The organism is Lentzea roselyniae, assembly GCF_039537795.1.
Classification (GTDB): Bacteria; Actinomycetota; Actinomycetes; order Mycobacteriales; family Pseudonocardiaceae; genus Lentzea; species Lentzea atacamensis.
In genome coordinates, this window is record NZ_BAABBE010000012.1 from 232196 (window position 1) to 246040 (window position 13845).

Annotated in this window: 14 protein-coding genes; 5 read left to right on the forward strand and 9 right to left on the reverse strand. The window is 68.9% G+C overall.

Annotated elements, in window-relative coordinates; translation table 11 throughout:
• Positions 1-3: 3 nt before the first annotated feature.
• Positions 4-2019: a Stk1 family PASTA domain-containing Ser/Thr kinase gene (gene pknB / locus ABFX45_RS23120; RefSeq protein WP_109640542.1), complete on the reverse strand. Its 2016-nt coding sequence runs from the start codon at positions 2017-2019 to the stop codon at positions 4-6.
• 77 nt (positions 2020-2096) lie between these two features.
• On the opposite strand from pknB, the gene ABFX45_RS23125 reads away from it, so the two are divergent.
• Together ABFX45_RS23125 and ABFX45_RS23130 are read left to right on the forward strand one after the other, a co-directional pair.
• Complete coding sequence (locus tag ABFX45_RS23125; protein ID WP_233442358.1) at positions 2097-2462, forward strand: Rv2175c family DNA-binding protein; 366 nt, start codon at positions 2097-2099, stop codon at positions 2460-2462.
• 69 nt (positions 2463-2531) lie between these two features.
• Entirely contained in the window at positions 2532-2930 is a 399-nt protein-coding gene (locus ABFX45_RS23130; protein WP_109640541.1) for a hypothetical protein, read from the forward strand.
• A gap of 8 nt (positions 2931-2938) precedes the next feature.
• On the opposite strand, the gene ABFX45_RS23135 is transcribed toward ABFX45_RS23130, so the two are convergent.
• The 3 genes from ABFX45_RS23135 to ABFX45_RS23145 all read right to left on the reverse strand — a co-directional run bounded on the left by ABFX45_RS23135 (position 2939) and on the right by ABFX45_RS23145 (position 6482).
• Positions 2939-3799 carry a phytoene/squalene synthase family protein gene (locus ABFX45_RS23135; RefSeq protein WP_109640540.1) on the reverse strand — a complete coding sequence of 287 codons (861 nt, stop codon included), beginning with the start codon at positions 3797-3799 and terminating at the stop codon, positions 2939-2941.
• Entirely contained in the window at positions 3796-5310 is a 1515-nt protein-coding gene (mptB, locus tag ABFX45_RS23140) for a polyprenol phosphomannose-dependent alpha 1,6 mannosyltransferase MptB (protein ID WP_170155233.1), read from the reverse strand. Before mptB ends, ABFX45_RS23135 begins: the two co-directional genes overlap by 4 nt.
• Positions 5311-5414: 104 nt before the next feature.
• Positions 5415-6482 (reverse strand): polyprenyl synthetase family protein, encoded by a 1068-nt coding sequence (locus tag ABFX45_RS23145; RefSeq protein ID WP_325051081.1) that lies wholly within the window; start codon positions 6480-6482, stop codon positions 5415-5417.
• Between the two features lie 104 nt (positions 6483-6586).
• Between ABFX45_RS23145 and metF the strand changes: the two genes are divergently transcribed.
• Entirely contained in the window at positions 6587-7480 is an 894-nt protein-coding gene (gene metF, locus ABFX45_RS23150; RefSeq protein WP_109640538.1) for a methylenetetrahydrofolate reductase [NAD(P)H], read from the forward strand.
• Here the strand turns inward: metF and ABFX45_RS23155 are convergent.
• A complete protein-coding gene (locus tag ABFX45_RS23155; RefSeq protein WP_109640661.1) occupies positions 7477-8130 on the reverse strand; it encodes a DUF3153 domain-containing protein in 654 nt (217 codons plus the stop codon). The two genes, metF and ABFX45_RS23155, sit on opposite strands and share 4 nt — an antisense overlap.
• A gap of 106 nt (positions 8131-8236) precedes the next feature.
• On the opposite strand from ABFX45_RS23155, the gene ABFX45_RS23160 reads away from it, so the two are divergent.
• Positions 8237-9889, forward strand: a complete 1653-nt coding sequence (locus ABFX45_RS23160) for a DUF885 domain-containing protein (RefSeq protein ID WP_346131908.1) — start codon at positions 8237-8239, stop codon at positions 9887-9889.
• Between the two features lie 118 nt (positions 9890-10007).
• Here ABFX45_RS23160 and ABFX45_RS23165 read toward each other — a convergent pair whose 3' ends face one another.
• Together ABFX45_RS23165 and ABFX45_RS23170 are read right to left on the reverse strand one after the other, a co-directional pair.
• Positions 10008-10415 carry a hypothetical protein gene (locus ABFX45_RS23165; protein ID WP_346131909.1) on the reverse strand — a complete coding sequence of 136 codons (408 nt, stop codon included), beginning with the start codon at positions 10413-10415 and terminating at the stop codon, positions 10008-10010.
• Between the two features lie 63 nt (positions 10416-10478).
• Positions 10479-10973: a VOC family protein gene (locus ABFX45_RS23170; protein WP_346131910.1), complete on the reverse strand. Its 495-nt coding sequence runs from the start codon at positions 10971-10973 to the stop codon at positions 10479-10481.
• A 24-nt stretch (positions 10974-10997) separates the two neighbouring features.
• Between ABFX45_RS23170 and ABFX45_RS23175 the strand changes: the two genes are divergently transcribed.
• Positions 10998-12563: an alkaline phosphatase D family protein gene (locus tag ABFX45_RS23175; protein WP_109640534.1), complete on the forward strand. Its 1566-nt coding sequence runs from the start codon at positions 10998-11000 to the stop codon at positions 12561-12563.
• Here ABFX45_RS23175 and ABFX45_RS23180 read toward each other — a convergent pair.
• Both ABFX45_RS23180 and ABFX45_RS23185 read right to left on the reverse strand, forming a co-directional pair.
• Positions 12540-13286, reverse strand: a complete 747-nt coding sequence (locus tag ABFX45_RS23180; RefSeq protein ID WP_233440111.1) for a maleylpyruvate isomerase N-terminal domain-containing protein — start codon at positions 13284-13286, stop codon at positions 12540-12542. The two genes, ABFX45_RS23175 and ABFX45_RS23180, sit on opposite strands and share 24 nt — an antisense overlap.
• On the reverse strand, positions 13283-13687 hold the full coding sequence (locus tag ABFX45_RS23185) for an SAV_6107 family HEPN domain-containing protein (protein WP_109640533.1): 405 nt from the start codon (positions 13685-13687) through the stop codon (positions 13283-13285). The genes ABFX45_RS23180 and ABFX45_RS23185 overlap by 4 nt, the downstream gene beginning before the upstream one ends.
• Positions 13688-13845 lie beyond the last annotated feature (158 nt).

A 13845-nucleotide genomic window follows, 5' to 3' on the forward strand; every position in this document is an offset into this window, starting at 1 on the left:
TGATCAGAGACCGACGATCGTGATCTCCGTGCCGCGCCTCACCCGTGTGCGCGGCGGGATCGACTGGTTCACGACGGTCGCGTTGTTGCTCTTGTTGAACTCGACCTTCACCTTCAGGCCGAGCTTTTCGAGCTCCTCCTTGGCCTCGCGCACCTTCAGCCGCGTCACCTCGGGGACCTCGACCTCCTTGTTGCTCTGGAAGAACACGGTGACGCGCTTGTTCGCCGTGCCCTCCAGCACCGTGCCCGCCGGCGGATCCGTCCGCACTGCGCGCGCCTCGTCGCCGTCGGCGGCGTCCTCACCGCTCGCCTCGACCGGCTCCAGACCGGCACGCTGCAGCTCGGCGAACGCCTCGTCCTTCGACCTGCCCGCGACGTTCGGCACCGGCCTGCGCGGCGCCGGGCCCTTGCTCAGCACCAGGGTCACCGGGTCGGTGGTCTTGAGCGCCGTGCCGGGACGCGGATCCAGCGCGACGACCTTGCCGATCGGCACGGTGTCGTGGAACGCGTCCTTCGTGGCGTCCTTGATCGCCTTGAGCCCCGCCGCCTCGATCTCCTTGGTCGCGGCCTCGACGTCCACGCCGACGTTGACGAACGGCACCACGGGCTTGCCGCGCGACACGACGATCTTCACGGGCTGGTTCTTGCGCAGCTCGGTGTTCGGAGCGGGATCGGTGCTGATGACCTGGCCGTTCGGCACGTCGTCGGACGGCACCTTGTCGACCAAGGCGGTGAGGTCGGCGCTGCGGATGAGCTGCGTCGCGTTCTGTTCGGTCTGGCCGACCACCGGGGGCACCGTCGTCCAGCGGCCCGCGCCGACGTACCAGGTGAACAGGCCGCCGATCAGCACCAGCACGCCGGCCACGGAGCCCAGGATGATGAAGAGCCTCTTCTTGCGCTTGCGCGCTTCCTCGACCGGGTCGACCTTCGGTTTCCGGTTCTGCGGCGGCCGCCGCCGCGGCGGTTCCGGCCGCGCCATCGTGCGGGTGGCCGAGATGCCCGGAGGCGGCGTCGGCGGGCCCGTGTTGACGGTCGTCATCGCCGGCTGCACCGGCTGCACCGGCCGGGTCGCCTCGGCGATCGACGGGGGAGTGGCGCCGACCGCGACCGCGACCGGAACCGGCCGCATGACGACCGTCCTGTCGTTCTCGGGCGCCGTGCCGGGCACGGGCACCGGCTGCGGCGTCAGGCCGACCTCCGACCCCACGCGCTCCAGCTCGGCGAGGAACGCGTCCGCGTTCGCCGGCCGCAGCGACGGGTCGCGCCGCGTCGCCTTGCGCACCAGCGTGTCGAGCGCCAAGGGGACGTCCGGGATGGACGGGACGTCCGAGTTCACGTGCTGATAGGCCACTGAGATGGCCGTGTCGCCGCGATACGGCGCCCGCCCCGCCAGCATCTCGTAGAGCACGATTCCGGCCGAGTAGACGTCACTGCGCGCGTCCGCGGCGCCCGTCTCCACCTGTTCGGGTGAGAGGTAGGCCACAGTGCCGAGGATCTCGCTGTCGCTCGTGACGCCGTTCTCGGCGATCGCGCGGGCCAGCCCGAAGTCCGCCACCTTGACCTGGCCGCCCGGCCCGATCAGCACGTTCTCCGGCTTCACGTCCCGATGCACCAGTCCGGCCCGGTGAGCGGCACCCAACGCGGACAGCACCGGGCCGAGAACGCTCAACGCGATCGCGGGCGGCAGCTTGCCGCGCTGATTCAGCAGGTCACGGAGGTTTCCGCCGTCGATCAGCTCCATCACCAGGTACACCTGGTCACCGTCGACGCCCTGGTCGTGCACGGACACCACCGCCGGGTGGTGCAACTGTGCCGCCGCGCGGGCCTCGCGCTCGAAACGCGCGACGAAGGCCGGGTCCGCCGTCAGGTGCGGATCCATCACCTTGATCGCCACATCACGATCGAGGCGGGTGTCGCGACCTCGATAGACGGTGGACATGCCACCGCGCGCGAGCACGGAGTCCACCCGGTAGCGCTGCTCGAGCAGTCCACCCATCACGTTCGAAACCGACCTCTCCACAGTGCGAGATGGTAAAGCTCAGGATGACCCGGTTGGCGGAAGGGCGTTCACAGTTCGGTTATGGCATCGTGACCCCCGTGAGTGCGATTCCTGCCGCTGCGGATGTACTGGCTGCCGACCTGGAGGTTCTTCCCCTCCCCGAGGTGGCCGACCGAATGGGACTTCCGGTCACCCGGGTCCACCAACTGCTGCGCGACGGGCAACTGCTCGCCGAGCGGCGCGACGGCGTTCTCGTCGTCCCCGAAGCATTCCTCGCTGCCGGAGGTGTGGTGAAGGGTCTGCCCGGCACCATCACGGTGCTGCGCGACCAGGGCTTCTCCACGGACGAGATTCTGCGCTGGCTCTTCACGGAGGACGAGAGCCTCCCTGGCACTCCGATCGAAGCATTGCGCGGAGACCGTGGGCGTGAGGTAAAGCGACGCGCGCAAGCCATGGGCTTCTAGTTCACACGATGTGGCGGTTCCGGGCTTCTCGGCAGGCGAGAGACGCCCGGAACCCCTGAACTGGTGCGCATGATCATCAAGACACTGCTCGCCGGCGTCACCGCCGTCGGGCTGCTCCTCTCGCCGGTCGCAGCCACCGCGGCTCCGGCCGTGCAGGCCAAGCCGACCACGCTCGAACTCGACGCGGGTGGCGCCACGGTCAAGCTGAAGAAGGGCAACCAGCTCCAGATCAAGGGCAAGCTCGGCGCGCAGGGCGAGCGTCAGCTCACCCTCGGTCTCGACGTGTTCGCCCAGGTCAGGGTCGGTGCGTCGACGTGGACCAACATCTACACCAGGTCCTGTGCGCCGAACTCGACGTTCACCGCGAAGCTCACCATCGACGCGTCCGCTGACCTGCGCCTCTACTTCGCGGGCACCAGCGTCTACGCCTCCGCGACGTCCAACATCGTCGGTGTCGTCGTCATCTAAGGCCGGGTTCATCTGGTCATGGCGCGTGCGAGCAGTGCCCGGCCCGCGCCGGGCACTGCCACCGCGAGACGTCGTGAGTTCGGCACAGCGACCCTCCGCCACAGCACCTCGCAGCCGATGAGGCCGAGGATGTCGCGATACAGCGTGAAGGCCGTCTGCATGCAGGGCCGCGACGACGGCGACAGCATCGCGATCCCCGGTTCGGCCGACTGATATATCGCATACGAGTGCGCGACGAGGTCGCCGAGCGCCCGTTGCACGCGGCCGTCCGCGCGACGACTTCGTCGGCACCATTGCAAGAGGTCGCGGTCGACGCCGTGCGCGACGAGGACGTCCTGCGGCAGGTACACGCGGCCGCGGTCGAGGTCCTCGCCGACGTCGCGCAGGAAGTTCGTCAGCTGGAACGCCACCCCGAGCCGGGCCGCGTACGGTTCGGCGTCCGCACGGGGCACGACGGTGCCGAGAACGGGCAGCATCTGCAGCCCGATGACCTCCGCCGAGCCGTGCATGTACACGCCGAGGGCGCCGAGGTCGGCGTACTCGGTGACGTGGAGGTCCATCCGCATCGACGCGAGGAAGTCCGTGAAGAGCGAGCGGTCGATGTCGTAGCGGCGCATCGTGTCCGCCAGCGCGTGCAGGACCGGGTTCGACGGCTCCTTGCCGAGCATCCGCTCCAGCCGGTCGAGCTCGCCCTGGCGGTCGTCGACCCCGGCCGCGTCGACGATCTCGTCGGCCCACCGCGCGAACGCGTACAGCGCGTGCACCGCGGGTCGCTGTTCGGGCCGCAGCAGCGTCGTGGCCAGGAAGAAGGTCTTGCCGTACCGCGCGTTCACCCGGCGGCAGGCGGCATAGGCGGTGTCGAGACTCATTCGTAGCGGGTGGACAGGCCGAACGGGTCCGGCTTCACCAGCGACCGCGCCGCGAGCGCCGACACGAGCAGGGCGAAGAACAGGTAGCCCCACGAGTACAGCGCCGTGTCGCCGTTCGGGTACGTCACCAGCAAGAGGAACACCGAGGCGACCGTCACCGTCACGAGCGCACCTGTGCTCCAGGCGAACCCGGCGGCGAGCGCCAGCGGCCAGCTGAAGTACCACGGCAGCGTCGCGGGGGAGAGCAACGCGACGGCCAGCATCGTCAGCGTGCCGCGCCGGATGCTGTCGCGGACGTCGCCGTCACGCGCCGCCCACCACTGCGTGTAGGCGATCCAGATCAGCACCGCAGAGCCGAGCGCCCGCGCCACGCCGATGAAGATGCCGCCGTCGACGTAGACGAACCAGTTCACGACCATGCGCACGAAGTCGCCGACCGCGCTCGGGATCGACAGCCAGTTGATGATCATCGACGAGCTGCGCAGCGCCGGGATCCAGCCGAGGGTCACGCCGGCGACGAGCGTGCACGCGGCGAACGTCCCGAGGAACGCCACCAGGCCGGGTACCAGCGCCTTGCGGAACTGCGTGCGCTTGTCGCCGTCGAGCCGCGCGGCCCAGATCCAGACGAGGAACGGCACGATCACGACCGCCGTCGCCTTCACCGAGAACGCGAGGGCGAGCAGCACGAAGCCGACGATGTGCCGGCGGTCGAGCACCAGCAGCACACCCGCGGCCATCAGCCCGATCATGAGCAGGTCGTTGTGCGCGCCACCGACCAGGTGGATCAGCAGCAACGGGTTCGCGGCCACCAGCCACAGCGCGATCGCCGACTTGCCGCCCAGGTGACGGCTGAGGCCCGGCAGCGCCCAGCACAGCAGCACCAGCCCGCCCGCGAGCGCGAACCGCATCGCGACGACGCCGAGGATCACGCTCGCGTTCGTCGCCCACACGATCGCCTTGGCGACGAGGATGAACAGCGGCCCGTACGGCGCCGGCGTGTGCTGCCACACCCAGCTGACGTTCTCGCTGAGCGTGCTCTGCAGCACCGCGGGCCCGACCTCGTACGGGTCGTACCCGGTCAGCGCGAGCTGGCCCTGCGCCAGGTAGCTGTAGATGTCCTTGCTGAACAGCGGCGGCGCGAAGAGCAACGGCAACGTCCAGACCGTCACCGCGACCAGCACCGCGAAGTCGCCGATCTCACCCCACCGGACGAGGCGGCCGAGCCGGACCCACGCCCAGATCACGAGGCCCAGGCCCAGATACAGAACCATGCTCGCGAGGTCGTGACCGTGGCCGTAGCGCAGCCAGCTGAGCCCGACCTGGGTGAGCAGCGGATCGCGCTCCAGAATCGCGCCCGCACCCATGCCGCCGAGCGCGATCAGCGCCACGCCCAGCAGGCCGAGCATGGTCGTGCGGATGGGGATGGCGTAGGTGTTCGCGCGCACGACAGGTGAAGGCTCCAGCGGAGACACCTCGGAGCTCGTGCGGGGGAGAGACGGAGTTGCTGCCATCGCCCGAACATCGTTGCACAAGGCGTGGAAGCGTCAGCAAGCAACAGCCCGGACTGGTCACGAGGAGTTAATGAAGAAACCAGTCCGGTGACTCATGATCGACTTCAGAACGCCCGCTTCGTGGAACTGATCGCGAGGTCGGCGAGCTTGGTCGCCGCGGGCTCGGCCACGGGAGCCGCGTCGAGGGCGGCCAGCGCGCTTTTCGTGAGCTCCTCGATGCGCTCCTCGACGGCGTCGACGGCACCCACCTTCACGAGCGCGCGGCGGACTTCCTCGACTGTGTCGATGTCGAGGTCGGGCTTGCCCAGAGCGATATCCAATATATCGGCGCCGAACTGCATGCCGAGCGCCACAAGCAGCGTCCGCTTGCCCTCGGCGAGGTCGTCACCAGCGGGTTTGCCGGTCACCTCCGGGTCGCCGAAGACGCCGAGCAGGTCGTCGCGCAGCTGGAACGCGACGCCGATGTCGGCACCGAACGCCCGCAGCCCGTCGATCAGCTCCGGCGAGCCACCCGCCATCGCCGCGCCCATGTGCAACGGCCGTTCGACGGTGTACGCGGCCGTCTTGAGCCGGTCGATCCGCAGCGCCGCGTCCGCGGACGAGTCGCCCCGCGCCTGCGTCAGCACGTCGAGGTACTGGCCCGCGAGCATCTCGGTGCGCATGTCCCGCCACGGCTCGCTCATCCGCCGCAGCACCTCGGAGGGCAGCCCGGCGGCGAAGAGCATGTCGTCCGCCCACGCCAGCGCGATGTCGCCGATCAGGACCGCGGCCGACATGCCGAACCGCTCCGACGAGCCGAGCCAGCCCTGCTCCCGGTGCCGCGCGCCGAACGCGATGTGCACGGTCGGCTTGCCCCGGCGCACCGACGAGGCGTCCATCAGGTCGTCGTGGATCAGCGCGCACGCCTGGATGAGCTCCAGCGAGCTGACCGCCGTGAGCACCTCGTCCGCGAGCTCGCCATCCGGATCGCCACCCGCCGCGCGCCACCCCCACCACGCGTAGGTCGGGCGGATGCGCTTGCCGCCGCCCAGCACGAAGTCCGAGAGCGCGTCCACCGCGCTCGCGAAGCTCGGGTCCATCGCCTCGCCCGACGCGCGCCGGGAGGCCAGGTACGTGGTCAACGCTTCTTCGACGTGCTGGGGCAGGGCAACATCGATCGGGTGGTGGGACACATGTCCATGGTCCGCTGTGTCCGGGACCACCCGCATGGCGGGGCCCGCGTACCACATGGTGAGCGGAAGTCTCACCTGGCGGAAATGCCATTAGGGTTGTACCCATGACGTCGGTGGTGGAGCGGCTACAGGGACAGTCCAGTGTCTCGGCCCCCAAGTTCTCGGTCGAGTTCCTGCCACCGCGGGACGCCGAGGACGAGAAGATCCTGTGGAAGGCCGTTCGCGAGCTGGAAGGCCTGGACCCGGCCTTCGTGTCGATCACCTATGGCGCCGGCGGGTCGCGAAGGGACCGCACGATCCGCGCCACCGGCCGGATCGCGCAGGAGACGACGCTGCTGCCGGTCGCGCACCTGACCGCCGTCGACCACTCGGTGGCCGAGCTGCGCAACGTGATCGGCTGGTACGCGGCGATCGGCGTGCGCAACATCCTGGCGCTGCGCGGCGACCCTCCCGGCGACCCGATGGGCGAGTGGGTCGCGCACCCCGAGGGCCTCAACTACGCCGACGAGCTGGTCCGGCTCGTGCGCGAGCTCGGCGACTTCTGCGTCGGCGTGGCGGCGTTCCCGTACGGGCATCCGCGGTCGAGCGACCTCGACACCGACCTGAAGTACCTGCTGCGCAAGCTCAACGCGGGCGCGGACTACGCGGTGGCGCAGCTGTTCCACGAGCCGGAGCCGTTCCTGCGGCTGCGCGACAGGGTGGCGGAGGCCGGCTGTTCGGCGGCGATCCTGCCGGGGATCATGCCGATGCTGTCCGCGCGCGGCCTGGCCAAGATCGTGGAGCTGTCCGGCGCTGACCTGCCGGTGGAGATCTCGCGGCGGCTGGAGCCGTACGCCGACGACCCCGCGGGATTCCGCGCCACGGGCATCGACATCGCGACCGAGATGTGCCAGCGGTTGCTGGAGGAAGGCGTGCCCGCGCTGCACTTCTACACGATGAACCGGTCGAAGGCGACGAAGGAAGTGCTGGGGCGCTTGGGTTTGGTGACCCGCGTCTAGGTCATCACGTTGCGCTTGTGCGCGATGAGAGCGAGCACGACGACGATCAGCGCGGCACCACCGGTGAGCCCGGCGACGAGCAGCGCCCAGCCGAAGAACGAGCCGGACTCCTCGCCCGCGTACTGCACGGTCGCCTGGAGCATCGACGCCTGACCGGGTTTCGGAGACCACGCGATGGTGTTGTTCTCCTCCTCGCGGCCGTTGGTGTTCACGATCTTGCCGGGGAAGCTGACCTTCACCTGGATGTCCGCGCGTTCCACTGGCACTTGGGTGAGGTCGACCGAGCCCGAGAGCGTGACAAGATCACCCGACCGGCGGAAGTTCATGCTGTACCGGCTGTTCGACGAGCTGGTGGCGGAGGAGAGCGTGCGCATCTCCTCGAACGACAGGCCGTTGAAGAACAACTGCGTGCCCGCGTACGCCTCAACCCGGTACGGCTTGGTGGTTACGCGACTCGCGAGCTCCGGCGGCACCTTCAGCTGGGGACCGGGGTCGTTGTCCTGCGTGGGCGGCGTGGCCGCGACGATCTCACCCGAGACGCGGTCGTCGTCCGACACGGCCATGGCCGCGTACACACGAACGCAACCGCTCAACGAGAACAGGGTGAGCAGCAGGAAGACCGGCACCAGAAGTGCCCGGGATCGACGCACGGCGGACATCCTGCCAGCACGGTCCAAACGACGCAGTACCTCCATTGGTCGTGAGCTTGACTAACTACCTTTTGGTGCCGTGGGCCGCGAGGTAGCGTTTCGCGCCATGGCATCCGTGCACGAGATCAGCAACAAGTACGTCAGCGACTACGTGGCGCTCGACCCCATCACCGCCACCACCCTGGGCTTCGCGGGATCCGATGACCAGCTGACGGACTTCTCGCCGGAAGGGCACGCGGCGCGCGACGAACTCGCCGTCCGCGCTCTGGCGGACATCACCGCCGCAAAACCCGCGGATGCTTCCGAGGAAGCGGCACGCGCCGTCTTCCTCGAACGAACGGGCCTCGAGCACGAGCGTTACGAGGTCGGCCAGACCGAGTCGTCGTTGAACGTGATCGCCAGCCCGATCCAGTCGGTGCGCGACATCTTCGATCAGATGCCGACCGACTCGTCGGAAGACTGGGCCACGATCGGGCGTCGTCTTTCCGCCGTGCCCACAGCTCTGGACGGTCTGCGCGCTTCTCTCTCACACGCCGCTTCCCGTGGCCACGTTTCCGCGCTGCGTCAGGTGACCAAGGTCGCCGCACAGTGCGACGTCTGGGCTTCGACGTTCTTCACCTCGTTCGTCGCCTCGTCCGGTGCCGACGGCGCGCTGCGTTCCTCTCTCGACGCCAGTGCCGCCGCCGCTGCTTCCGCGTACGCCGCGTTCGCCTCGTTCCTGCGGACGTCGCTGGCTCCCCAGGCGCCGGAGAAGGACGCGGTCGGCGAGGAGCGGTACCGCCTCGGCTCGCGCTACTTCACCGGGTCGCGGCTCGACCTGGCCGAGGCGTACGCGTGGGGCTGGGAGGAGTTCCTCGGCATCGAGGCCGAGATGAAGAAGGTCGCGGCACGGTTGAAGCCTGGCGCTTCACTGGTCGAAACGGCTGCCTACCTCGACGAGCAGCCGCGCTACCAGGTCCACGGCAAGGACGGGCTGCAGGCGTGGATGCAGGAGCTGTCCGACAAGGCCCTGCTCGACCTGCGCGACGTGCACTTCGAACTGCCGGACGCGCTGATGAACCTCGAGTGCAAGATCGCGCCGCCCGGCGGTGGCGTCGGTGCCTACTACACGCCGCCGACCGCCGACTTCTCGCGCCCCGGCCGCATGTGGTGGTCGATCGCCGAGGACAAGACGGTGTTCCCGACGTGGCGCGAGACCTCGACCGTCTACCACGAGGGCGTGCCGGGACATCACCTCCAGTGCGCGACGGCGGTGTACCAGGCGGAGACGCTCAACAACTTCCAGCGCCTGATGTGCTGGGTCTCCGGCCACGGCGAGGGCTGGGCGCTCTACGCGGAACGCCTCATGCGCGAGCTCGGTTACCTCGACGACGACGGCGACCTGCTCGGCATGCTCGACGCGCACCTGTTCCGCGCGGCCCGCGTGATCATCGACATCGGCATGCACCTGGAACTGGAGATCCCCGCCGGCACCGGTTTCCACCCCGGTGAGCGCTGGACCCCGGAGCTTGGTCTCGAGTTCCTGCTGACGAGGACGCTGCAGGAGCCCGCGGCGGCCCGTGACGAGATCGACCGCTACCTCGGCTGGCCGGGCCAGGCACCGGCGTACAAGATCGGCGAGCGCCTCTGGCTCGCCGCTCGCGAGGACGCACGGGCCCGCAAGGGCGCCGACTTCGATCTCAAGCGCTTCCACAAGGACGCCCTGGAGATGGGCTCGATGGGCCTCGACACCTTGCGTGAACGGTTGGCAGCCCTCTGACCCACCTCTCCGCCGCAGCACTCTGACCTGCGCAAACCCGCCCTTGTGCAAAAGACGTTTGCGGACGTCCGCAAACGTCTTTTGCATAACTGATATATCGGATATCGCTGGCGGAGTGCTAGCCGGCGGGGTGAGGGCGCCGGAGCCGGAACATCGAGATGTCGAAACCGGTGCCGGTGAGGCTGCTGTCGAACGGCGCGCCATCGGGGCCGGAGTAGGTCAGCCTGCGCACGTCGTCGTTGGACAGGAACGCGCCTTCGATCTCGAAGTCGTCGCCACCGCTCTTGATGCGCTGCGACAGCTGGTGGGCCAGGTACTGCGCGAGGCTGTACCCCTTGCCGGTGCCTCCCACCTCGGCCTTGAGCTCCTTGGCGATCTCCGGGTGCGCCCGGTCGACCTTGATCGCGAGTTGGTACGCGGTCATGTAGGGACGGCCGAAGTGGTGGCCAGACTCGTTGACGATCGTCACGGTCCCGAGCGCTTCACGGACCTTCTCCTGAACCGACAGCCTCTCCCAGATGCTCACGTGGCACGTCCTCCTGCGGCGGCGGATTCGACGGACGGCCTGTCGCGGGATCGCGGGAAGTCGTTACGACGCGGGCGCCCACCGAACGCGCACTCGGTTGGTGATCGGCTCCGAGTCGTCGGTCCGCACGAACTCCAGCCACGGGCCCGGTTCCGGCCGCACCGAGGCGAACCCGTCACCGCTGCGCACCACCGGATGCCCGGTCGCCTGAGCGGAAGCCAGCGGATCCGGGGAGTCGACGACGACGGCCGCGATCACGCCTGTGTACTCGGGCCGGGGTTCCAGGACGCAGAACTCGTTGCCCTGCGGATCGCGCAACACGACCCACGGCACGTCTCGCTGCCCGATGTCGGCGTGCTCGGCGCCGAGCTTCAGGGCCCGCGCCACGATGTCCGCCTGGTGCTCGGGCGACGTCGAGGCGAGATCGATGTGCACCCGGTTCTTCTCGATCTTCGGGGCGTCGCTCCACACGAACGTCAGCTCGAGCTCGTCACCGGCGAACTCGGACCAGAACGCGGCCAGGGCGGAGGGATCGGCTGCGTCGAACGTGATTTCCACGCGTGCGAGGGTACTGTCTCGCGGGTGGCGAAGCTGGTGCTCGGACCGCTCCTCAGACATGTCAACGAGACGTCCGCGACCGTGTGGGTCGAGACGGACGTCTCCTGCGACGTCACGATCGCGGGGCACACCGCGCGTACGTTCCAGGTCGGTGGCCAGCACTTCGCCCTCGTCCGACTGGAAAACCTGGGCCCGCGCACGGAGTACGAGGTCCAGCTCGACAAGCAGACCGTCTGGCCCGAACCCGGCAGCACGTTTCCCAAACCCGTGATCCGCACCGGCGACGTCCGCCGGATCGCCTTCGGGTCGTGCCGTGCCGCGCCGAACCAGCCGGTCGGCCCCGACGCCCTCGACGCCTTCGCGCAACGGCTCATGAACACACCCGAACAGGAGTGGCCGCAGGCGCTGATCCTGTTGGGAGACCAGGTCTACGCCGACGAACCCACCGAGGCCACCAAGCAGTGGCTGCGCGACCACCGCCACGGCACGCACGAACCCGACGGTGAGGTCGTCCACTTCTCCGAGTACGCCCGCCTCTACCACGAGACCTGGGGTGACCCGGAGATCCGGTGGCTGCTGTCGGTCGTCCCGACGTCGATGATCTTCGACGACCACGACGTGCGCGACGACTGGAACACCTCCGCCGCCTGGCGCGCGGAGATGAAGGACAAACCCTGGTGGCGCAACAGGATTCGCGGCGCCATCTCCTCGTACTGGGTGTACCAGCACCTCGGCAACCTCGGCCCGGAGGAGCTCGCCAGTGATCCCTTGTACGCCAAGGTGAGGGCCCAGGGCACGGACGTCCTGCCGCTGCTGGAGGAGTTCGCCGAGGAGGCGGACAAGGAAACGGAAGGCCGCAAGTCCACGTGGTGGAGCTTCCGCCGCGACTTCGGCCGCGCCAGGCTGCTGATGGTCGACACGCGCTGCGGCCGCATCCTCGAGAACGGCCGGCGGAAGATGGTCAGCGACGCGGAGTTCGAGTGGCTCGAACGCAACGCCGACGGCGAGTACGACCATCTGCTGATCGGCTCGTCGCTGCCGTGGCTGATGCCGCACGCGCTCAGCCACTTCCAGTCCCTCAACGAGATCGGCGCGCGCAAGAAGGGCTGGCAGGGACGGGCGGCCGAGAAGATCAGGCAGGCCGCCGACCTCGAACACTGGCCGGCGTTCCGCGAGTCGTTCGACCGGCTCACCCGCATGATCGAGAAGGTCGCGAACAACGGCGCCGCAACGGTGTGCGTGCTCTCCGGCGACGTCCACCACAGCTACGTCGCCGAAGCCGAGTTCCCCGCGCCGACCAAGGCGACCGTCACGCAGCTCGTGTGCTCACCTGTGCACAACGAGCCGCCGGACGTGTTCCTGCCGATCTTCCGGCTGTCGTGGTCCCGCATCGCCGCGTGGGTGTTCCGTCGTCTCGCGAGCCTCGTCGGCGTGCCGAAGGACCTGGTGCGCTGGCGCAAGACCAGCGGCCCGCACTTCGGGAACTCCGTGGCACTGCTGGAGTTCGACGGCCGCCGCGCCCGCTACCGGCTGTTCTCGGCAACGGGAGCGGAAACCGCGTCGGTGTTACTTGGTCGCGAGCCGCAGTAGTGCCCACAGCTGTGCGATCGCGTCGTGGTCGCCGATCACCTCGACCATCCGGTCGGGCAGCCGGCCCCACAGCCAGCGGTACATCGTCATCGGGAGCGCCGACACCTGCGCGTCGGCCAGGTGGGCGTCCTCCGGATTGACGACACGCCACGCCGACGCACCGTGCGGACCACAACGCGTCAGCCACTCGTCGTCGCCGACCCGAATGGCGACCAGCCCGTCCCGTGACCCCCGCACGCCGAGCACGTCCAGCTTGTGCCCCAGCCACAACGTGAGCACCTCGTCGACACCGTCGATCGCGACCTCGTCGGCGACGGCGCCGACCTCCATCCCGGCGGCACCCTGGATGTCCATGCGGTGCAACGTCGTCTCGTGCGCGAGCCGTCGCCGCCAGAACCCGTAGTTCTGCTGCACCGGCCACCACGTCGCGCACGGCTCGTTCTCCTCGTGCGCGCTCAACTCCTCGATCACGGCCTCCGCGCCCGAACGCATGAAGTCCAACGGGTCTTCGCCGTCCGCGGGAAACTCCTGCCATTCCCCGGCTTCGGGCTTGCGGCCGAGCCTGATCCACGCCAGCGCGATGCGGTAACCGCTGCCGACGTGCCGGACGGTCTCCCCGAGATTGAGCCCAGGACACGCGGGCACGCCCTTGTGCGGCGGCTGGCCGATCGCGGACATGGCGAGCAGTTCGGCCTCACGACGCAACACCTCCAGTGAGTTCACCGCCTCGCCTCGTTCATCACGCGGTCGACGAGAGTCACGAACTGATCGGTCTGACGCACCAGGTCGTCGGCCGTGCGCGCGTTGACGTGTCTGGTGATGCCTGCGAGCACAGCAGCACGCGTGGATGACCACGACGCGAAGAACGCGGCCCACTCCTGCATTTCCGGCGCGATCGCGGCGAGCAGCACCCACGCGCTGGTCGGCTTCGAACGCCCGCGATGGGGCCGTCCTCGCAACGCGAGCACCGCGGCGGCAGCACGCAACGCGGCGAGATAGGCGGTGGCGAACCGCTCCGGCGGCTCCGGCGTGCGCTCCGACTCGGCGAGCGAGTCGCGAGCCTGCTGCAGCAGCGCGAGCGCGGATGCGGGTGGCAACGGGATGGGGAAGTCGATGGCAGTCATCTCGGCCTCCTCGTGGCGTCGGTGAACGACGTCTCCGCCGAGGGGAAGCCGGCGGCTCCCGGAGGTGGGGTGCTTCCCCCACCCCACCTCCGGGGCATGGTGCGACTCGAACACATGTTCGAGTCCCTCTCAGCGTAGCTCCCGGCCGATGGATTCCT

Excerpts from the sequence above, each read along its gene's own strand:
- ABFX45_RS23135 (WP_109640540.1), bottom strand. The coding sequence starts at position 3,799 with ATGAGTCTCGACACCGCCTATGCCGCCTGCCGCCGGGTGAACGCGCGG.
- ABFX45_RS23130 (WP_109640541.1), top strand. The coding sequence starts at position 2,532 with ATGATCATCAAGACACTGCTCGCCGGCGTCACCGCCGTCGGGCTGCTC.
- metF (WP_109640538.1), top strand. The coding sequence starts at position 6,587 with ATGACGTCGGTGGTGGAGCGGCTACAGGGACAGTCCAGTGTCTCGGCC.
- ABFX45_RS23185 (WP_109640533.1), bottom strand. The coding sequence starts at position 13,687 with ATGACTGCCATCGACTTCCCCATCCCGTTGCCACCCGCATCCGCGCTC.
- ABFX45_RS23160 (WP_346131908.1), top strand. The coding sequence starts at position 8,237 with ATGGCATCCGTGCACGAGATCAGCAACAAGTACGTCAGCGACTACGTG.
- mptB (WP_170155233.1), bottom strand. The coding sequence starts at position 5,310 with ATGGCAGCAACTCCGTCTCTCCCCCGCACGAGCTCCGAGGTGTCTCCG.